Raw genomic sequence first — 20,357 nt, forward strand, 5'->3', positions numbered from 1 at the left:
TCGGAGATGTGACTCACGAGGTGTACGAAGGGTTGTGTGAAGGTGGCGGAACACGACCAGGGACTCGCCGTCTACGCGGGCACCATCGACAACCATCCAATCGGGGGTGGTCGGCGGCGGCGCTGGTCCCGGCCGAGTCGCCCTACCTCACGGACGTCACGCCTCCGACCGGCTGAACCACCCTGAACTCCCCGGATCGCTGCCCCGGTGGCTGCTCCCACCGACGCGGCCTGGCATCCTGCACGGATCCGCCGGACCTTCGACCGTGGAGGCCGGCTCATGGCAGCGGGACAGAGGGAGACAGCCGTGGAACCAACGCCTGCCCGGGAGCGGCGAGACGCGCTTCCCGAGGGACTTGCCGAGGCGATACACGACACCGCCGAGGAGATAGCGGCGTTGCTGCGCGGCCGGACGGACACGGGCATCCCGGTCCCCGGATCCACCTGGACACTCGGTGAGGCGGCAGCCCACCTGGCGCAGGCCAATGAGCTGATGGCCGATATCGCGGCCGGTCAGGAACGCCCGTACGGGGACGGTACGCCGCAGAGCCTGGCGGCGGCCAACGAGCGCTCCCTCGCCGGGTTCGGCGAGCGTGGAGCCGATCCGCTCGCCGAGATGATCGTGGCGCAGGCCGATGCCTTCCTCACGGCGGCGGAGCAGCGCCCGTTGGACGAGACCGTGATCACCCCTCTGGGCTCGATGGATGTGGCCACCCTCGGCTCGTACCTGCTCACGCACATGCTCGGCCACGGTTACGATCTCGCCCGCGCGGTGGGCCGTCCGCACATGCTCGACGGCGCCCGGGTCGAGCTGTCCATGCCCTTCATGATCACAAGCATGCCGCGGGTGGTCGCCGCCGCCGCTGCCGGACTGAACGCGCGCTTCGCGATCCGCCTGCGGGGTGGACAGCGCTTCGGTGCGACCTTCACCGACGGAGCGCTGACCGTCGGCCCGGGGCCGTTGAGCCGCCCGGACTGCACCATCCTCATCGAACCGGTCACCTTCCTGCTGATCGCACTCGGCCGCTGCGATCCGTGGGGCGCCATGGCCCGCGGCCGCGTGCTCGCCTGGGGCCGCAAGCCCTGGATGGCCCCTCGTTTCCCGGCATTGTTCACGGCGCCCTGAGAAACACGCGTCCGGCATACCGCGTACGGAGTACGGCGGGGGAGGAGCGTACGTCTCAAGGAGGCTCGGCAGTTCCCCCTTTCGGCAGCCCGGGAGCGCGGGACGGGCGCTTAGGGTCGAGATATGCAGACCCCTGACTCCCGATGGCGCCGATGGTCCCGCGGACGCGGCCGGTGGGCGGCGGCCCTGGCCGCGCTCGTCGTGCTGGCGGGCGCCGGCACCTGGACCGCGGCGGCCGACGACAGCGCGCCCGCGGTGCACCGCGAGGACCGGATGATGCGGGTGGACGGGGTGTCGATCGACACCTCGTACTTCACGTCCGGGGGTTCGCAGCGCCGGCCCGCCGTGCTGATAGGGCACGGCTTCGGCGGCTCCAAGAACGATGTGCGGGCGCAGGCCGAGAAGTTGGCCGGTGCCGGTTACGCCGTCCTGACCTGGTCGGCCCGCGGGTTCGGGAAGTCCGGCGGGGAGATCTCGCTCAACGCACCCGGCCGCGAGGTCAAGGACGTGTCCGGGCTGATCGACTGGCTGGCCCGCAGGCCCGAGGTGCAGCTGGACGGCAAGGGCGACCCGCGCGTCGGCGTCACCGGTGCCTCGTACGGTGGCGCGGTCTCGCTCCTCGCCGCCGGGCACGACAAGCGCGTCGACGCCATCGCACCGGTCATCACATACTGGAACCTCGCCGACGCGCTGTTCCCCGACGGGGTCTTCAAGAAGCTCTGGGCGGGGATCTTCATCACGTCGGGCGGCGGCTGCGACAGGTTCGAGAAGCAGCTGTGCGACATGTACGAACGGGTCGCCGTCTCCGGGAAGCCGGACGCCGCCGCCCGCGCCCTGCTGACCGACCGCTCCCCGTCCGCCGTCGGCGACCGCATCAAGGTGCCCGCGCTCATCGTGCAGGGACAGACCGACTCCCTCTTCCCGCTCGGCCAGGCCGATGCCATGGCACGCACCATCAGCGGGAACGGTGCACCCGTCTCCGTCGACTGGATCGCGGGCGGGCACGACGGCGGGGACCTGGAGAGCGGTCGGGTCGAGAGCCGGATCGGGTCATGGTTCGACCGGTACCTGAAGGAGGACAAGGGCGTCGACACCGGGCCCGGCTTCCGCGTCACCCGTACCGGAGGCATCGACTCCACCGATGGGGCCGCCCTCCAGCGCGGCGCGAGCAGCGACCACTACCCGGGGCTGTCGAGCGGCGCCCGGCAGATCGCGCTCACGGGCACGGGAGGCCGACAGGAGATCACGGGCCTGGGCGGGAGCAGCGGTCAGGGCGGCACACAGGACGACGCGAACGGCAGTGCACAGGACAGCGCCTCCGCCGGTCCGCGGACGCAGGCCTTCCGGAACCCGGCCGGCGCCAACCCGCCCGCCATCTCCGCCGTCCCGGGCGTCGGCGGCGGACTCGCCCAGCTCTCCACCCTCGGCGTCGGGCTCTCGCTCGACTTCCCCGGCCAGTACGCCCGTTTCGACTCCGTACCCCTCGGCACATCGATGCGTATCACCGGATCACCCACCGTCCGCGTGAAGGTGACGGCCGGACAGGGTGATGCGGTGCTGTTCGGCAAGGTGTACGACGTGGCGCCGGACGGGCGGCAGCAGGTGCTGCCCGCCCAGCTCGTCGCCCCCTACCGGATCACGCCCGCGCAGCAGAACAAGACCGTCGAGCTGACCCTGCCCGCCGTCGACCACGCGCTCGACGCCGGACACCGGCTCCGTCTGGTCCTCTCCGCCACCGACCTCGGCTACGCCTCACCGGCCGAGCCGACCACGTACACGGTCTCCCTCGACGGCCCGCTGACCGTCCCCACCGCACCCGCGGTGAAGACCGCGTCGGCCGGACTGCCGTGGTGGACCTGGGGACTTCCCGCCGCAGCCGCCGTCATCGCGCTCGCGCTGCTGCTCACCGCACGCCGCCGCACCGCGACCCCGGCCCCGGACCCGGCGCTCGCCGACGTCCCGCTCCAGATCACCGGCCTGTCCAAGAAGTACGCCAGGTCCGCCGACAGGTACGCGGTCAAGGACCTGTCCTTCCGGGTCGAGAAGGGCCAGGTCCTCGGACTCCTCGGACCGAACGGGGCGGGGAAGACCACCACCCTGCGGATGCTGATGGGGCTCATCGGCCCCGACAGCGGCGAGATCCGCGTCTTCGGGCACGCCATCCGGCCGGGTGCGCCCGTGCTGTCCCGGGTCGGGGCGTTCGTCGAAGGGGCCGGCTTCCTGCCGCACCTGTCCGGGCGGGCCAACCTGGAGCTGTACTGGCAGGCCACCGGACGCCCCGTCGAGGACTCGCACATCGAGGAGGCCCTGGAGATCGCCGGACTCGGCGACGCGCTGGCCCGCGCGGTGCGGACGTACTCGCAAGGCATGCGGCAGCGGCTCGCCATCGCTCAGGCCATGCTGGGCATGCCGGACCTCCTCATCCTCGACGAGCCGACCAACGGCCTCGACCCGCCCCAGATCCGCGAGATGCGGGACGTGATGATCCGGTACGCGGCCGGGGGCCGGACCGTCATCGTCTCCAGCCATCTCCTCTCCGAGGTCGAGCAGTCCTGTACCCACCTGGTGGTCATGGACCGTGGCCGGCTTGTCCAGGCGGGCCCGGTCGCCGAGATCACCGGCTCCGGCGACACGCTGCTGATCAGCACCGCGGCAGAGGTCGCCGAACCGCTGGTGGACAAGGTCGCCGCGCTGCCCGGCATCGGCTCCGCGGTCCGTACGGACGACGGGCGCGGGCTGCTCGTACGGCTCGACGGAGCCGCCTCGTCCTCGGCGCTGATCGCCGAACTCGTCCGACTCGACGTGCCGTTGACCGGTGTCGGACCGCACCGCCGCCTGGAGGACGCGTTCCTCACCCTGATCTCCGGAGGCTCCGCATGAGTGCCGCAGTCGATGTCACCGACGCCGCCGAAGCCCGCGGATACCGGGCGCGGCACACCCTGCCGCTGCGCGTCGAGGCCGTAAGACAGCTGCGCAGGCGACGCACCCTGCTGATGGGCGGGGTGCTGGCGGCCCTCCCGTTCATCCTGATCATCGCTTTCGCGATCGGCGGCACACCGGACTCCCGGGGCGGCGGCGACCGGCTCACGCTGATGGACACGGCGACCGCGTCCGCTGCGAACTTTGCCGCGACGTGCCTGTTCGTCTCCGCCGGGTTCCTGCTCGTCGTGCCGGTGGCGCTGTTCTGCGGGGACACCGTCGCCTCGGAGGCCAGCTGGTCGTCGCTGCGCTATCTGCTGGCGGCGCCCGTCCCCCGGGCCAGGCTGCTGTGGAGCAAACTCGTCGTGGCACTCGGCTTCAGCCTGGCCGCGATGGTGCTGCTGCCACTCGTCGCTCTGGCCGCGGGAGCCGCCGCGTACGGCTGGGGGCCGCTCCAGCTCCCCACCGGCGGCGCGCTGGCGGCCGGCGACACCGTGCCCCGGCTCGCGCTCGTCGTCGCGTTCATCTTCGTGTCCCAACTGGTCACCGCCGGGCTGGCGTTCTGGCTGTCGACGAAGACCGACGCCCCGCTGGGCGCGGTCGGCGGCGCTGTCGGGCTGACCATCGTCGGCAATGTGCTCGACGCCGTCACCGCACTCGGTTCCTGGCGCGAATTCCTGCCCGCCCACTGGCAGTTCGCCTGGGCGGACGCGCTCCAGCCCGACCTGGAGTGGGGCGGCATGGCAAAGGGTGCGGCGATCTCGGTGACGTACGCCCTGATCCTGTTCGCGTTCGCCTTCCGGGGGTTCAGTCGTAAGGACATCGTGTCCTGACCTTGATGTTCCGAGGCGATTCGCAGCCTTCGCGCCCGCCGTTGCCGCATCGAGATTCATCCGCAACGTCTTCGTCTGCTCCTTGACGCCGTCCCGAACGTCACATTCACAAGTACTGACACGACGTTGGGGGCAGGGAATGGAACGCCGGACGTACAGAGGGACATACGCAAGGACGTTGGGTCTGCTTCTGGTGGGCGGGGTGCTGCTCACCGGCTGCGGGGGCGGGGGGAGCACGAACGACTCGGCGGTCGACCGCGCGAGCGGTAAGCGAGGGACGAGCGCGGGCGGCCAGGTCGCGCCCGCGCCGGCCCCCGGCGCGTCGGACGACGGCGCGCAGAACGCGGAGGACGGGCGGCAGAAGCCCGTGGCGCCGGACTATCTGTCCACGTTCGCACTGGACGTGGACACCGCCAGTTACGGGTACGCGCGCCGCAAGCTCGCCGACGGCGAACTGCCGGGAGCGGAGACCGTGCGGCCCGAGGAGTTCGTCAACAGCTTCCGCCAGGGCTACCGGCGGCCGGCCGGCAACGGCTTCTCGGTGACGGTCGACGGAGCCCGTACGGACACCGGCGAGGGAGACGGTGCGCGGGCCGGCGACTGGTCGCTCGTACGCGTCGGTCTGGCCACCCGCGTCGCGGAGCAGCACGGCGAACGTCCGGCCGCCGCGCTCACCTTCGTGGTCGACATCTCCGGCTCGATGGCCGAACCCGGCCGCCTCGACCTGGTGAAGAAGTCCCTCTCCCTCCTCACCGACGAACTCCGCGACGACGACTCCGTCTCCCTGGTCACCTTCAGCGACGAGGCGAAGACCCTGCTGCCGATGACCCGGCTGCGGGACCACCGCGGAAGGATCCACGACGCCGTCGACTCCATGGAACCCACCGACTCCACCAATGTGGAGGCAGGCATCCGGCGCGGCTACGAGGAGGCGGTCGACGGCCATCGCGAAGGCGCCAACAACCGGGTCGTCCTGCTCTCCGACGCCCTTGCCAACACCGGCGAGACCGACGCCGACGCCATCCTCGAACGGATCGACGCCGCCCGCCGCGACTACGGCATCACCCTCTTCGGCGTCGGCGTCGGCAGCGACTACGGCGACGAGCTGATGGAACGCCTCACCAACAAGGGCGACGGCCACACCACGTACATCGCCGACGAGACCCAGGCGCGAAAGGTCTTCGTCGACCAGCTCCCCGCCCACATCGAACTGCGGGCACGCGACGCCAAGGCCCAGGTCGCCTTCGACCCGAAGACCGTCCAGCAGTTCAAGCTCATCGGCTACGAGGACCGGAAGGTCGCCGACGACGACTTCCGCGACGACAGCGTGGACGGCGGCGAGATCGGCCCCGGCCACACGGTGACGGCGCTCTACGCCGTACGGCTCCGCGACGGCGCCGCCGGACATGTGGCGACCGCGACGGTGCGCTGGCTGGACCCGAAGACGCGGGCGCCGCACGAGCAGTCCGGATCGGTCGAGACCGGCGCGATCGACGGCAGGCTGTGGGGCGGCGACAGCGGCAGGCGCCTCCAGGTGGCCGCGGTGGCTGCGTACTTCGCGGAGGACCTGCGCGGCGGCAAGCTGCCGGGTCAGCCGGGCCTCGGTGAACTCGCCGATCGGGCGTCCGAGTTGGCGACCGACACGGAGGACAGCTCGGTCCGGAAGCTGGCGACCGCGATCGCCAGGGCGGACGGGCTCAAGGGCGTCAGCGGATCGGACGGCGGGGGACAGCAGGAAGGCGAGATGGACTGACCGCGGGAAGATCCCGGAGGGCGGCGAGCCGGGGCGGGCAGAGGACGGACAAGGGGGCGGGGCCGAGCGGCGGCCTTGCGGAAATGGCACCGCAGAGCCCACCCCACCACGCCATGATGTGGGGCATGGCCTCCCTGCTGCTCGCGCTCGCCACCTTCACCACCGGCCTCTACGCCGGCTTCCTGGTGTGCTTCATGATCGGGATCATGCCCGGCCTCAAGCCGCTGCCGGACGACCATTTCGCCGCCGCGATGCGCCGCTTCAACGAGAAGGTGCCGGGGCCGCTGTTCCTCGTCCTCTTCCTCGGGGTGGTCGCCTTCCCGGTCGCCGCCCTCGTCGTACCGGTCGACGGCCGGACCTCCGCCGAGGGCGGTCTCGTCGTGGGCGCTCTGGCCTGCGCGGTGCTCAGCCATCTCGTCACCGTGAGCGGCAACATCCCGCTCAACTCGGCACTCGCGGCATCCGAGGACGGCGATGACGGCGCGGCCCGCCGGGCCTTCGAGTCCCGCTGGAACACCCTGCACCGGATCCGCACCGTGCTGTCGACGGGTGCGTTCGCGCTGTTGGTCGCCGCGGCCGTGTAGGGCTGCCCCGGGGGGTGGGGATGTCCGGCGGATCGCGGCGGGCCCGCGACGTCCGGTACATCCCCAAGTCCTCGGCTTCGCCCCCGCAGCGAGTCCCGGAGGTGGGGCCGGCCCTACCTCCGGGACTCCGGCAGCACGGATGGTCCGGGCGGATCGGCGTCTTCTACGGTGAGGCCATGCGCCCCCGGAATGTGTGGCAGGCCCTGGCGAGCCCCCGCTATCTGCTGTCGTCCTGGCCCTGGCGGTCGGCCGGATACCTGCTGAGCGGAGCCCTCGCAGGCATCCTCGTACTCGTCCTGATCACACTGGGCGTGGTGCTCGGCGGCGCGCTCTCCCTCGTAGCGGTCGGGCTGCCGCTGCTCGCCCTGACGGCCCTCTGCGGCATCCCGGTGGGAGCCATGGAGCGGGGCAGGCTCCGCCTGATCGACCGGTCCCCGGCGCCCGATCCGCACCGTCGGCCGGCCGAGCCGGGTCTGTGGAGCTGGCTGACGTACCGCTACCGGGAGCAGGCCACCTGGCGGGAACTCGGGTACGCGCTGCTGCTCGCCGTGGTCCTCTGGCCGCTCGACGCCCTCGCGCTGGCCGCCTGTGCGGCCGTGCCGCTGTCCCTGATGTCCACCCCCGCGGTGATGCAGCTGTACGGGAACGGCGAAGAGGCCCGCGTGGTGAAGCAGTGGACGGTCAGCGGCTGGCCCGAAGCCTTCGCCACCGCGGCCGCCGGTCTCGTACTCCTCGCGCTCGGCTGCTGCGTCCTCGGCCTGCTGGCCGGAGCGCAGGCGGAACTGACTCAGCTTCTGATCGGTGACCGCAGAAGCGAGTTGGGGGACAGGGTCACCGAACTCACCCGATCGCGCGTCCGGTTGGTCGACGCCTTCGAGGCGGAACGCCGCCGTATCGAACGCGATCTGCACGACGGCGCCCAGCAGCGCATCGTCGCACTCACCATGACCCTCGGACTCGCCCGCCTCGACGCCCCGCCCGGCCCCCTCGCCGACCAACTGGCCAAGGCTCATCAGGAGGCGGGCCGGGCGCTCGCCGAACTGCGCGAGCTGATTCACGGCATCCACCCCAAGGTGCTGGCCGACTACGGCCTGGAGGCGGCCGTAGCCGACGCGGCCGACCGGTCGTCGACACCCGTCGACCTTGACCTGGCACTGCCCGACCGGTACCCGGAAGCCGTCGAGGCGGCCGCGTACTTCGTGGTCTGCGAGGCTCTGGCGAACGTCGCCAGGCACAGCGGCGCGAGCCGCGCCGAAGTGACGGGCGGCCACGCGGCGGGCCGGCTGGTCCTGGAGATCCGTGACGACGGCCGCGGCGGTGCGCGAACGGGCGGCGGAGGAACGGGACTGACCGGCCTCGCCGACCGGGTGTCCGTACTGGATGGCAGACTTGCGCTGTCCAGCCCGCCCGGCGGCCCGACCCTCTTGCGCGTGGAGATTCCTTGCGTTCCCTGCCTTCCCTGCGAACGGACCGATCGCTCCGGGTAGTGCTGGCCGAGGACAGCGTGCTGCTGCGCGAGGGCCTCATCGGACTGCTCACCCGCTGCGGCCACGAGGTCGTCGCCGCCGTCGGCGACGCGGAAGGACTCCTCGCGGCGGTCGCCGCGCATGCGCCGGACATTGTCGTGACCGATGTCCGGATGCCGCCCGGCTTCCAGGACGAGGGACTGCGCGCGGCGGTGGAGCTCCGCGCCGAGCAGCCCACTCTGCCGGTGCTGGTGCTCAGCCAGTATGTGCAGCGTACGTACGCCGCCGACCTCCTCGACTCGGGCGACGGTTCCGGCGTCGGCTATCTGCTCAAGGACCGGGTCGGCCAGGTCGAGGAGTTCGTCGACGCCCTGCGGGAGGTCGCCGACGGCGGTACGGTCGTCGACCCGGAGGTCGTACGCCAACTCCTGCGCCGCCGCCGCGATCCGCTGGAGCGGCTCACCGCCCGGGAGCGGGAAGTGCTGGCACTGGTCGCCCAGGGCAGGTCGAACGGGGCGATCGCCGCAGAGCTGGTGGTCTCGGAGGCCGCAGTGGGCAAACACATCGGCAACATCCTCGCCAAGCTGGACCTGCCACCGGCCGACGAGACGCACCGAAGGGTCCTGGCGGTGCTGGCCTTCCTCCGCGCGTAACCCGGCCCCTGGCCGGGACGGTTCGCCCTTCGACCGGGGAAGCGTGGCCACCTGGCCAGAGCGGCTTGTGTCGCCCAGTTTGCGGAGGTCATCCCGGTGAGGGGCGGCACGCCCTGGGAGCAGGCAGTGCCGCTTTTCGGCGCCTTCGGCCGGGCGATGTCTCAGCGTTACGCATGGGCGACTCGTCAGTACACTGAAAAGGAAATACCACTCAATCCGGGTGTCCTGCCCTACGCGGGTTCGCGGAGGGAAGTGAGCGATGGCTGAACAGCTCCTCATGGACGAGGCCGGCGCGGCGCGACTTCGGATGATCATTGAAGCAGGTGCGGAACTCACGGGTGCCGATCTGCTCAATTTCGCGCTGGAGCACGCGGTGACTGAGGCGGGTGGCCTGGGCGGAATGGTGCATGTGCGGGGCCCCGGGGGCCGGGGGCTGTTGCTGATGGCGAGCAGCGGGCTGGTCCGCACCGTGGCCCAGGACTGGGAAGAGATCGAGGAGCACAGCGAGACCGCGCCCGCCCGGGCGGTGAGCGGCGGCGCATCGGTATGGATGCCCGCAGCCGACGACGACCGGGCCCGTACCGCGGAGGTCTCCGCGGAGCCCGGCACGCAGGGTGACTGCACGCAGGGCGACTCACCGGACCGGACACACGAATCGGCCCCCGGAGACACTGTCGGTAACCACCCCCACGGTTCCGCCCCCTGGTCACCCACCTCCGCGCTGCCCGACGGGAGTGGACTGCTGGCCGTTCCGCTGCTCACCCCGGGCGGGACGGCCGGCGCGCTGTCCGTGCTCACTGTCGGCAAGGGGCAGCCCACGCCGTGGCAGCGCGGGGCCGTCGAGGTGCTGGCCGCCTGGGCCGCCCTGCGACTGCGGGACCAGTGGACGGGGCCGGACCGGACCGAAGCAGGTCGGCTGCGCGAGAAGCCGCCCGTCTCCCGGCTGCCGAAGGAGCCGTCCGCCACCCTGCTGCGACAGGCGCTGGAAGCTCTCAAGATGGGTTCCTGGGAATGGGACCTGGCCACCGGGGAGCAAGTGTGGGACGAGTCGACCCTCGCCATCCTCGGCATGGATGGGGAGTCCTCAAAACAGACTTTCGAGACGTGGACCCAACTGGTCCACGCCGACGACCTGCCCTGGCTGCTCGTCGAGATCGAGCAGGCGATCCGCAACCGCCGAGTGTCCGCTGTGGAGTACCGGATCTGCCGCCCGGACGGGACCGCGGGCTGGGTCAGCGCGCGGGGCCGGGTCCTGCCGGGGGAGGAGGGTCAGCCCGCCCGCATGGTCGGCACGGTGTGGGACACCACTGAGAGCCGGATCGCCCGGGACTCGGTGAGCCGCGCGCTGCTGCACATGAGTGAAGCGTTCTTCGCGGTCGACAGCGGGTGGCGGATCACCTTCGTGAATGTGGAGGCGGAGCGGTTCCTCGGCGCCTCGCACGACCTCCTCGGCCGGATCCTGTGGGACGCCCTCGACGAGATCGGCGTCGACGCCGTGGAACTCGGCCTGGAGGGGGCCTACCGGCGGGCCGCCGAAAGCGGCACACCGGGCGGATTCGACGTGCGGTGGCCGACCAACCGACGCTGGTACCACATGCGGCTGGTCCCGGTGCCGGACGGCCTGACGGTGTATGCCAGCGATGTCACCGAGATCCGGTCGCAGGAGGCGGAGTCCGCCACGGCGGAACGCGTCACGGCCGACCGCACGGCCCGTATCACCGAGCTGACCGGCGCGCTCGCCGAGGCCCTGACCATGCAGGACGTCGTGAACGCCACGGCCGAGCGGGTCATGGCACCGTTCGGCGCCTCCGGCCTCGTCTTCCACCTCATCGAGGACGAGACCGTACGGGTCGCCGGGGCGGTCGGATACCCGCAATCGTTTCTCGACCGGGTCGACGGGGTGCCGGTCAACGACATCACCCCGGTCGAGGAGGTGCACCGCACCAGGACGCCGACCTTCATCGACTCGGCGGAGGACTACGTCGAGCGCTATCCCGACAGGGTCGACTCCCCCGCGGCGATCAACAAGGCCGCCTGGGCCTTCCTCCCACTGATCGTCTCAGGACGTTTCACCGGGTGCTGCGTCATCTCCTTCACCGAACCGCGCCACCTCAGCGGGGAGGAACGGGCCCTGCTCATCACGCTCAGCGGGCTGATGGCACAGGCCATCGAACGCGCCCGGCTGTTCGACGCCGAGCACACCAGGGCCCAGGAACTCCAGCGCGGTCTGCTGCCGGAAGTTCTGCCCACGCTGCCGGCCGTCGCCTCCGCCGCCCGCTATCTGCCCGCCAACGAGGGCGTCGAGGTAGGCGGCGACTGGTACGACGTGATCCCGCTCTCCGGCGCCCGGGTGGCGCTGGTCATCGGCGATGTGATGGGGCACGGCCTGTCCCAGGCGGCCACCATGGGCCGGCTGCGCACCGCCGTCCACACGCTCGCCGATCTCGACTTCGCGCCCGACGAGCTCCTCAACCGCCTGAACGACGTGGTCAACGACCTCGGTGACGACTTCTACGCCACCTGCCTGTACGCCGTGTACGACCCCGTCACCCGCACGTGCACGTTCGGCTCCGCCGGGCACCCCCCGCCGGCGGTCGTGCACCCGGACGGCACCACCGAGTTCCTCACCCGCCCACCGGACCCGCCGCTGGGCGCCGCTCTGCCGCCGTTCGAGACCACCGAAGCGGTCCTGGAGGAGGGCAGCCTGCTCGTGCTCTACACGGACGGGCTGATCGAATCCGCAACCCGGGACATCGACCGGGGCATGTCCCACCTGACGAAGGCGCTGGCCACCGCCGCTGCCGCCGTACAGGACCAGGACGAGGAGGCATCACTGGAGCGGCTGTGCGACGACATCCTGGCCGAGCTGCTGCCGGGCCAGCAGCTCACGGACGACGCCGCGCTGCTCGTCGCCCGCACCCGCGCGATACCCGCTGAGTCGATCGCCGGCTGGGTCCTCTCCGACGGCCCGATCGCCGCACAGGAGGCCCGCAACCACGTCCGGGACCAGCTGGCCGACTGGCAGCTCGACGAGCTCGCCATGACCGCGGAACTCCTGGTCAGCGAGCTGGTCGGGAACGCCGTCCGGTACGGCCGAAGCCCCATCGGACTCCGGCTGCTGCGCGCGGAGGGCCTGATCTGCGAGGTCTCCGACGGCAGCCTGACCACGCCCCGCATCCGGCACGCCACCGAGACCGACGAGGGCGGCCGCGGACTGCAGTTGGTTGCCGCCCTCGCCCAGCGCTGGGGTGCCCGCTACACGGCCACCGGCAAGTGCATCTGGACCGAACAGCCGGTGCCCTGACCGCCCTTCAGCCGGGCGCCGGCAAAGCAGCGGTCCGGTCCTTCGAACGCAAGACGCCTTCGAACGCAAGAAACGCCCCTGAGGGGGCCCGGGTGGCCCCTCAGGGGTGCGCCGACACTGCGGTCTCCGTGTGTGGCGGTCGACCGCTGGAGATCAGTTGTGGCCGAACTTTCGCTGCTTCCTGTGGGACACCGGCTCCGATATCGAGCGCACCGTGTCGGGCGTGGCCGTCGTCTGCGGCTGCTGCTCCTTCGTCTCCGCAACAGCGCTGCGTTCATGGCCGCCAGTGCGGGCACCACGGTTCTGCCGGCTCTGTTTCTTGCTCACGATCGTGCCTCCTGTTAGCGGCTGTCGTTCTCGGAAAATGGGCCACTATCAGATTCGCATGTGAGTGCGAACGTCGCATTTCGGGCATTGCTGTGTGCTGTGTCGCCAGGTCGGTCCGGATCGCCACCGGATGTCGCCGGGCGGCCCATCGGGGCGCCTTCGCTGTGGTCAGGCGGGGTAGGCGTGCGTCTGCGCCGCTTTGACCGTTGCCCAGACCGTGGCGCCCGGGTGGAGGTCGAGCTCGGCCGCGGCGACCGTGGTCAGGTCGGCGGCGAGGGGGAGTTCGCCGGTGAGGTCCGCGCGGATCTGATCGCCGTGGGTTTCCAGGCCGGCCACCTCGCACCGCCACAGGTTGCGCGCGCTGGAGCCGGTGGGGCGGTCGCGGTACAGGGTCACGGCGCCCGGCGGGAAGGCGACGAAGGCGGGGCCGGTGAGGTCCTCGGTGGTGGTGATCACGGGTCCCGCGTCGAGTCGTACGGTGTGGCCCTCGGCCCGCCCCTTGTAGAGGTTCAGGCCGACCAGCTGGGCGATGTAGTCCGTACGCGGATGACGGGCGATGTCGGAGGGAGCGCCTTCCTGGACGATGCGGCCGTGCTCGATGACGACGAGCCGGTCGGCGAGGACCATGGCATCCAGCGGGTCATGCGTGACCAGCACGGCGACTGCCTCGAACTCGGTGAGGTGACGTCGCAGTTGAGCGCGCACATCCAGACGGGTCCGGGCGTCCAGCGCGGCGAGTGGTTCGTCGAGCAGCAGCAGCCGGGGGTGGGTGGCCAGTGCGCGAGCCAGGGCGACGCGCTGGGCCTGGCCGCCGGAGAGGCGGCGGGGTCTGGCGCCGGCATGGTCGGCGAGGCCCATGCGGTCCAGCCACTGCGCGGCCTGCGCGCGGGCCTCGGACTTGGACGCGCCCTGGCAGCGGGGGCCGAAGGCGACGTTGTCCAGGGCGGAAAGGTGCGGGAAGAGCAGATAGTCCTGGAAGACCACGCCGACCGGACGGGACTCGGGCGGCGTACGGTCCAACGAGGTCCCGTCGAGGCGCAGATGACCGCCGGTGAGCGGGGTGAGCCCGGCCAGCGCGCGCAGTGCGGTGGTCTTCCCGGCACCGTTGGGCCCGAGCAGCGCGACGACGTCGCCGGGCGCGGCGGTCAACGCCACGTCGAGTCGGAAGGAGCTGCGCTCCACGACGAGACGGGCGTCGAGGCCGTCGCGGCGTACGGCGTCGGAGACGGGGCCGGCGGTGGCGCTGTCGATGTGGGTCATGACGCCGTCATCCAACGGTCCCGCAGCCCGGCCAGCACCGCGATCGACACGGCCAGCAGCACCAGACTGAGCGCGATCGCCGCGGCCGGGTCGCTCTGCAACGCCAGGTAGACGGCCAGCGGCATCGTCTGTGTACGGCCCGGGAAGTTGCCGGCGAAGGTGATCGTCGCGCCGAACTCGCCCAGCGCGCGCGCCCATGCCAGCACGGAGCCGGCCGCGATGCCGGGGGCGATCAGCGGCAGGGTGACCCGGCGGAACGCGGTGAAGCGGGAGGCGCCCAGGGTCGTGGCGGCCTCCTCGTAGCGAGGGTCGGCCGCCCGCAGTGTGCCCTCCACGCTGATGACGAGGAACGGCATCGCGACGAACGCCTCCGCGACCACGACCCCGGCCGTGGTGAACGGCAGAGTGATCCCGAACCAGGAGTCCAGCCACTGGCCCACGACGCCGTTGCGGCCGAGAGCCATCAGCAGTGCCACACCGCCCACCACCGGGGGCAGGACGAGCGGCAGGGTCACCAGGGCGCGTACGAGGCCGCGTCCGGGGAAGTCCGTACGTGCCAGCAACCAGGCCAGCGGCACACCGATGATCAGGCTCACCGCTGTGGCCGCGGTGGCGCAGACCAGGGACAGCTGCAGCGACTGCCAGACCTCCGCACTGGTCAGCTGGTCGGGCAGGCTGCGCCACGGCGCCCGTACGAGCAGTGCTACCAGGGGCAGCAGCAGGAACGCCAGGCCGATCAGTGCGGGTACCAGCAGCGGAAGCGGAGCCCCCGCGCGGCGGCGCCGGACGCGCCCGCGCCGCGGCCCGCCCGGGACGGGCTCGACCGCGGCGTCGGACTTGTCGAACGAGGTCACGGCTTGAGGAACCCGGCCTCGGTCAGGACCTTCTGGCCCTCGGCGGACTGCACCAGTTCGATGAATGCCTTTGCCGCGTCGGCGTTGGGCGCGTCCTTGAGCAGGGCGATCGGGTAGTCGTTGACGGCGTCGGCCGACTCGGGGAACTCCACGCCCTCCACCTTGTCACCCGCCGCCTTCACGTCCGTCTTGTAGACGACCGCGGCGTCGGCCTCCTTCAGCTCGACCTTGGTCAGGGCGCTCTTGACGTCCTGCTCGTACGAGACGGGGGTGAGCTTCAGCTTGCCGGCGTCGAGGGCCTTCTGCGCGGCGGCGCCGCACGGCACGGTCTTGTCGCACAGGACGACCTTGAGACCGGCCTTGGTGAGGTCCTTGAGGGAGGAGACCTTGTCGGGGTTGCCCGGCAGGGTGGCGATCTCCAGCTGGTTGCGCACGAAGGTGGACGGGGTGCCGGACGCGTCCTTCGCGTCGGTGACGATCGCCATGGTCTTGGGGCTGGCGGCGGCGAAGACGTCGGCCGGGGCGCCACCCGTGATACCTGCGGCGAGGGTGTCGCTCCCGCCGAAGTTGAAGGTGACCTTCGTGCCGGGGTGGTCCTTCTCGAACTCCTCGCCGAGGGTCGTAAAGCTCTCCTTGAGCGAGGCGGCAGCGAACACCGTCACCGTGCCGGACAGCTTCTTCGACGAGTCCGTGGGCGCCGAGGCGGGCGAGTCCGACTTGGCCGACGAGTCGTCGGACGAGGAGCAGGCGCTCAGTGCCAGCAGCGCAGCGGTACCTGCAACGGCCACCTGCAGGGTCCGGCGGGTCCGGCGTGCGGAACGGGTCATCACGGGTCCACTCCCTCTGATTCTTCTCTGTCCGGTCCGAGGATGATCCGGCGGCCCGGCTCGTCGCGCTCGGCGTGCAGCCTGCCGCTGTCGACCCGGCGCCCGAGCGCGTCGACACCGACGCCCGTCAAGACAGCCGCCTCCCCGATCCGGTGGGCATGCACATGGGGATGATACTGCCGCAGATGCAAGGGAGAAGTCTCCTGTTGCATCGCATGAGCTGGACGGTTTGTGAACGGGGTGGGCATGTGCGTTTGTACGGGGCTGCGGTCCGGGTACCGTCATCCGGGGAGGTGATGGCCAGTGAGCCGACCCTTGACGGAACGGGTTGCCGATCCGGTGGCGGAGCTCGCCCTGACCGGGGACCTCGCGCGCCCGGCCCGGCTGACCGTGTCCGACCTGCTCGCCTGGCCCCAGCATCGCGTGAGGGTCAGCTTCGAGTGCGCGACCAGCGGCATCCAGCACCACGGCTTCACGGGACCGCTGCTGCACGACGTCCTGTCCGCCGCCGGTCCCGCCTTCGACCCGGCTCGGCGCAAGGACCGCCTTCGCTTCCTGATCGCCGTGACGGGCGCGGACGGCCACCACGCCCTGCTCTCCTGGGCGGAGATCGACCCGGACTTCGGCCGTGCCGCCGTCCTGCTCGCGGTCAGCATCGACGACGCCCCGCTCGACCGTGCCGGACCTCAGCTCGTGCTGCCTCAGGACCGCTGCGGGGCCCGGCACATCAGCGGCATCAACGCGATACGCGTGGACGGTGGTTACACCTCGTGGACGTGACACCGGCGAGCGGGAGGAGTTGACGCGTGATCCACGGGGGCCGCCGCCCGTGAGCGCCGCGTCAGGCGCGGTCGATGTGCACGTTCGTCGACTTCACACGGGCGGTGGCCTCCATACCGACCTCCAGGCCCAGCTCCTCCACGGCCTCCCGGGTCAGCAGCGAGACCAGTCGGTGCGGACCGGCCTGGATCTCCACCTGGGCCGCGATATCGCCGAGCTTCACCGCGGTGACGATGCCGGGGAAGGCGTTGCGTACCGAGGTGTACGAGGCGTCCTCCTCGCCACTCCCGGTCTTGGCGAGTTCCACGGAGAAGGCGGCCAGATCCTTGCCGTCGATGAGCCGCCGCCCACCCTCGTCCCGGTGGGTCGCCACCCGGCCGGCGTCCGCCCACCGCCGTGCGGTGTCGGGACTCACGCCCAGCAGCCGGGCGGCCTGGCCGATTGTGTAGGACTGCATGTGCGCCAACATAGGTGCACTCACCCGCGGGACCCAAACAGGCCCCGGCGCGCGCCGATCGCGCGCCGGAACTGCGACGTTGTCGCCGAGCAGTGATCCGCCCCGTGCACAGGCCCGGAAACCGGTTCCCTCCGTGGTGGCCGCGCCGTGTTCATCGGGCCCCCGGCGCCGTGCGGGCGACCGAGGGGCTGGTGGTCAGGCCCGGGACGAGGGCCTCCGTGGGGTCGGCGCCGAGGTGGACCACGCGGTTGCGCTCGTCCACGTGGACCACGCTGGGGCGCAGCGCCAGGGCCTCCTCACGGGTGTAGAGGCCGTACGCGATGATGATCACCAGGTCGCCGGGGGAGACCAGGTGGGCGGCGGCGCCGTTGATGCCGATCACGCCGGAGCCCCGTTCGCCGGGGATGGTGTACGTCTCCAGGCGGGCGCCGTTGGTCACGTCGACGATCGCCACCTTCTCGCCGGGCAGCAGGTCCGCCGCTTCGAGCAGGTCCAGGTCGATGGTGACGGAGCCGACGTAGTGCAGGTCGGCCTCGGTGACAGTGGCACGGTGGATCTTGGACTTAAACATGGTGAGCATCGTGGGCACTCCTGACGGGTGTGGCGGGTGGGGTGGGGACGAGGCCGAGTTCGGCGCCGAAGGACGTGGTGCGGTAGGCCCGTACGAGCCAGAGGCCGGGCAGCGCCGCGGCGAGCGTCATCAGGACGATCACCGCCTGATGCGCGCCTGCCGCGAGCAGCGGGCCGGCTACGGCGGCGCCCAGCGGGGTGGTGGCGTTCATGACCGTACGCATCAGGGTCAGGGTGCGGCCCCGCAGGCCGGCCGGGATCCGGGACAGCCGCAGCACCTGCGACGACACGGTCATCGGGGTGGACAGCACGTTGCACAGAACCAGGCCGATCAGGACCACAGACAGGTCACCGGCGAGGAGCAGGAGCAGGGAGGCGCCGGCCACCGCCTGGAGGACTCCGATGCGCAGCATCTGACGGTCCGACGGCGGCACGGCGCCTGCCGCCAGCGAGCCGGCCAGGTTGGCCCCGCCGGACAGCGCGAGGATCAGGCCCAGGGTGTGGGCGCCGCCGGGGAACCGGTCGTGGGCGAACCACGGTTCCAGGACCATCAACATGCCCATGGCCAGATTGAACAGACCGAAGCCGACGGTGATGGCAAGGAGCACCCCGTCGCCGCGCAGCAGGGCGACCACCGGCCGCCAGCCGCCCGGGGGCGCGGAGCGTACGGTGTGCGCCGGGCCCGGGCCGCCGCGCGGCACCCGGACGGCGAGCACGGCGAGGCCGAAGGCGAGATAGCTCGCCGCGTCCAGGAGCAACACCGACGCGCCGCCGACCAGCGGGATGAGGAGACCGCCGACGGCAGGACCCAGGATCCGGCCCACCCCGAGCGACACCGACTCCAGCGCCGAGGCGGCCGCCAGCGCGCGCTGCGGCACGAGATCCGGCAACATCGCCGGAACCGCCCCAAGCGGGACGATCTTGAGCAGTCCGTACACCGCCGCCACCAGGTACAGCTGCCAGAGCCGGACCGGGCCGAACGCGGCGGCCGCCGGGATGCTCGCCACGGCCACGCCACGCAGCACGCAGTCGGCGACGAGGACGGCACGGCGGTCGAACCGGTCGAGCAGCGGTCCGACCAGGAAGCCGCCCGCGATCACCGGCGCCGTGTAACAGATGCCGAGGACACCGAGTGCCGCCGCATCGCCGTGCACCAGGGCGAGCCAGGTCAGCGCGGTCCAGGTGGCGCCGTCGCCGAGCTGGCTCAGCATCGCCCCGGACCACAGCAGGCGGTAGTCCCGCAGCCGCAGCGGCGTCAGACAGGCCCTCATGAGACGGCGGTGCATTCCAGCCGGAACTCCGCCGCGGCCTTCGCGATGGCGCTCTCCACCTCGCGGGTGCACAGGCTGCGGAACCGGAACCGGGCTCCGACGTGTTCGTAACCGCCGGTCCGGGGGACCACATAGCCGGCCGGTGGCACGACCTGCGCGTACGGGCCGTCGACGAGGGCGGTGAGCGGCTCGGCGGCGATCACCCGGCAGGGCGCGGGCACCGGCGTCGGCACGAGCAGCCAGCCCCCGGTGTGCCAGGTCTTCGGCTCGGTCAGCGCGGGGCGTCGGCCCAGTTGTACGTCGACGGCCGCGGCCATCAGGTCGATGCCGTGGACCTCGCGCCACACGAAGGGGATCTCGGCGCCGCCCACCCGGTAGCCGGCTTCCAGGAAGTGCAGGTTCGTCCGTCCGTCGGGGCCGGTGCCGACGAAGACCTCCAGGTGGAACACCCACGGCTCCGCGCTCAGCGCACCCGCGATGGACGCCGTGAACTCACCCAGTGTGTCCAGGAGCTGCGGGTCGTCCTCCTCCGCCGAGCCGAGCACGGCCCCGGTGGTGAAGTCGGCGCAGGAGTTGACGTAGCGGGAGGCGCGCCAGGGGCCGAGCCGGCCACCAAACCACAGGCCGTCGATGTGGTAGATCCGGTCGGCGCAGAACTCCTGCACCAGCCGGTCCTCGCCGGGCAGTTCGTCCAGCGCGGACAGGCCGGCGGGGGAGTCGATGCGCAGCACTCCCCGACTGGCCGTGCCGCGGCGGGGTTTGACGATGACGGGCCAGCCGTGGGTATCCGCGAAGGCGCGCACGGCGGCGGCGTCCGGGGCGTCGGCGAAGGCGGGCGTGCGGACACCGGCCGCGCTGACCGTCTCGCACATCACCAGCTTGTCCCGGAACCTCGCCAGGTCCTGCGGGGACTGGCCGGGCAGGCCCAGACGGGCGCGGAGCCCGGCGGCGGTGTCGAGGTCGCCCTCGTTGAGCGCGACCACCCGGTCCGGGGCGCCGAAGAGGGCGGTCAGTGTCGCGGCCGCGGCGCTGACCTGGCCGAAGTCGTCGGTGGCGGTTACCTCGACGACGCCGGCGGCGGCAGGCGGAAGTGAGGACCAGCCGAGCTCCGTGGTCACGTAGGTGACCCGGTGGGTGGTGTGGTCGATGTAGTTCTCGTACAGGGCGTGCTCGTCGCGCCAGCGGTGCACGACCAGGATGTGCGGGCGGGTGTCGACGGCCGCGTGGTGGGTGGTGGTGCCGGGCGCGCGGCGCTGCCCCGTACGGCTCGTGCAGGCGGTGTCCTCGACCGGATTGCCTGCCGGGACGGTTGCCGGATCGCGTGGGGCGGTCCGCTGCGGGGCGGTCCGGTACGGCATCGGGTTGTGGGTCATG

Annotated in this window: 18 protein-coding genes; 9 read left to right on the plus strand and 9 right to left on the minus strand. The window is 71.6% G+C overall.

What is annotated here, in order from left to right:
* The first annotated feature begins 306 nt into the window (after positions 1 to 306).
* From OHA03_RS19435 to OHA03_RS19470, 8 genes are all read left to right on the plus strand, one after another.
* Positions 307 to 1,125: a maleylpyruvate isomerase family mycothiol-dependent enzyme gene (locus OHA03_RS19435; RefSeq protein WP_267005088.1), complete on the plus strand. Its 819-nt coding sequence runs from the start codon at positions 307 to 309 to the stop codon at positions 1,123 to 1,125.
* Positions 1,126 to 1,248: 123 nt separating this feature from the next.
* Complete coding sequence (locus OHA03_RS19440; protein WP_267005089.1) at positions 1,249 to 4,005, plus strand: alpha/beta fold hydrolase; 2,757 nt, start codon at positions 1,249 to 1,251, stop codon at positions 4,003 to 4,005.
* Positions 4,002 to 4,877 carry an ABC transporter permease gene (locus OHA03_RS19445; RefSeq protein WP_267005090.1) on the plus strand — a complete coding sequence of 292 codons (876 nt, stop codon included), beginning with the start codon at positions 4,002 to 4,004 and terminating at the stop codon, positions 4,875 to 4,877. The genes OHA03_RS19440 and OHA03_RS19445 overlap by 4 nt, the downstream gene beginning before the upstream one ends.
* A 139-nt stretch (positions 4,878 to 5,016) precedes the next feature.
* Positions 5,017 to 6,630, plus strand: a complete 1,614-nt coding sequence (locus OHA03_RS19450; protein WP_267005091.1) for a von Willebrand factor type A domain-containing protein — start codon at positions 5,017 to 5,019, stop codon at positions 6,628 to 6,630.
* A 125-nt stretch (positions 6,631 to 6,755) separates the two neighbouring features.
* On the plus strand, positions 6,756 to 7,214 hold the full coding sequence (locus OHA03_RS19455) for a DUF1772 domain-containing protein (protein WP_267008099.1): 459 nt from the start codon (positions 6,756 to 6,758) through the stop codon (positions 7,212 to 7,214).
* Positions 7,215 to 7,390: 176 nt separating this feature from the next.
* Positions 7,391 to 8,701, plus strand: coding sequence for a sensor histidine kinase (locus OHA03_RS19460; protein WP_267005092.1), 1,311 nt, complete (start codon positions 7,391 to 7,393; stop codon positions 8,699 to 8,701).
* Positions 8,701 to 9,333, plus strand: coding sequence for a response regulator transcription factor (locus tag OHA03_RS19465; RefSeq protein WP_323181227.1), 633 nt, complete (start codon positions 8,701 to 8,703; stop codon positions 9,331 to 9,333). The genes OHA03_RS19460 and OHA03_RS19465 overlap by 1 nt, the downstream gene beginning before the upstream one ends.
* Positions 9,334 to 9,592: 259 nt before the next feature.
* Entirely contained in the window at positions 9,593 to 12,637 is a 3,045-nt protein-coding gene (locus OHA03_RS19470; RefSeq protein ID WP_267005093.1) for a SpoIIE family protein phosphatase, read from the plus strand.
* A gap of 153 nt (positions 12,638 to 12,790) precedes the next feature.
* On the opposite strand, the gene OHA03_RS19475 is transcribed toward OHA03_RS19470, so the two are convergent.
* The 5 genes from OHA03_RS19475 to OHA03_RS19495 form a co-directional block, all read right to left on the minus strand.
* Positions 12,791 to 12,964 carry a hypothetical protein gene (locus OHA03_RS19475; protein WP_267005094.1) on the minus strand — a complete coding sequence of 58 codons (174 nt, stop codon included), beginning with the start codon at positions 12,962 to 12,964 and terminating at the stop codon, positions 12,791 to 12,793.
* Positions 12,965 to 13,132: 168 nt separating this feature from the next.
* Positions 13,133 to 14,224 carry an ABC transporter ATP-binding protein gene (locus tag OHA03_RS19480; protein WP_267005095.1) on the minus strand — a complete coding sequence of 364 codons (1,092 nt, stop codon included), beginning with the start codon at positions 14,222 to 14,224 and terminating at the stop codon, positions 13,133 to 13,135.
* Positions 14,221 to 15,078: a molybdate ABC transporter permease subunit gene (gene modB / locus OHA03_RS19485; RefSeq protein ID WP_267005096.1), complete on the minus strand. Its 858-nt coding sequence runs from the start codon at positions 15,076 to 15,078 to the stop codon at positions 14,221 to 14,223. Before modB ends, OHA03_RS19480 begins: the two co-directional genes overlap by 4 nt.
* Entirely contained in the window at positions 15,075 to 15,905 is an 831-nt protein-coding gene (modA, locus tag OHA03_RS19490; protein ID WP_267005097.1) for a molybdate ABC transporter substrate-binding protein, read from the minus strand. Before modA ends, modB begins: the two co-directional genes overlap by 4 nt.
* A complete protein-coding gene (locus tag OHA03_RS19495; protein ID WP_267005098.1) occupies positions 15,905 to 16,069 on the minus strand; it encodes a hypothetical protein in 165 nt (54 codons plus the stop codon). The genes modA and OHA03_RS19495 overlap by 1 nt, the downstream gene beginning before the upstream one ends.
* A 151-nt stretch (positions 16,070 to 16,220) precedes the next feature.
* Between OHA03_RS19495 and OHA03_RS19500 the strand changes: the two genes are divergently transcribed.
* Complete coding sequence (locus tag OHA03_RS19500; protein ID WP_267005099.1) at positions 16,221 to 16,685, plus strand: molybdopterin-dependent oxidoreductase; 465 nt, start codon at positions 16,221 to 16,223, stop codon at positions 16,683 to 16,685.
* A 61-nt stretch (positions 16,686 to 16,746) separates the two neighbouring features.
* On the opposite strand, the gene OHA03_RS19505 is transcribed toward OHA03_RS19500, so the two are convergent.
* The 4 genes from OHA03_RS19505 to OHA03_RS19520 all read right to left on the minus strand — a co-directional run bounded on the left by OHA03_RS19505 (position 16,747) and on the right by OHA03_RS19520 (position 20,356).
* Positions 16,747 to 17,142 carry a molybdopterin-binding protein gene (locus OHA03_RS19505; RefSeq protein ID WP_030921540.1) on the minus strand — a complete coding sequence of 132 codons (396 nt, stop codon included), beginning with the start codon at positions 17,140 to 17,142 and terminating at the stop codon, positions 16,747 to 16,749.
* A gap of 151 nt (positions 17,143 to 17,293) precedes the next feature.
* Positions 17,294 to 17,722: an aspartate 1-decarboxylase gene (gene panD, locus OHA03_RS19510; RefSeq protein ID WP_267005100.1), complete on the minus strand. Its 429-nt coding sequence runs from the start codon at positions 17,720 to 17,722 to the stop codon at positions 17,294 to 17,296.
* On the minus strand, positions 17,706 to 18,998 hold the full coding sequence (locus tag OHA03_RS19515) for an MFS transporter (RefSeq protein ID WP_267005101.1): 1,293 nt from the start codon (positions 18,996 to 18,998) through the stop codon (positions 17,706 to 17,708). The genes panD and OHA03_RS19515 overlap by 17 nt, the downstream gene beginning before the upstream one ends.
* Positions 18,980 to 20,356 (minus strand): acetyl-CoA carboxylase biotin carboxylase subunit family protein, encoded by a 1,377-nt coding sequence (locus tag OHA03_RS19520; protein ID WP_267005102.1) that lies wholly within the window; start codon positions 20,354 to 20,356, stop codon positions 18,980 to 18,982. Before OHA03_RS19520 ends, OHA03_RS19515 begins: the two co-directional genes overlap by 19 nt.
* Between the last annotated feature and the right edge of the window lies 1 nt (position 20,357).

The sequence above is a fragment of the Streptomyces sp. NBC_00154 genome (assembly GCF_026342835.1).
Classification (GTDB): Bacteria; Actinomycetota; Actinomycetes; order Streptomycetales; family Streptomycetaceae; genus Streptomyces.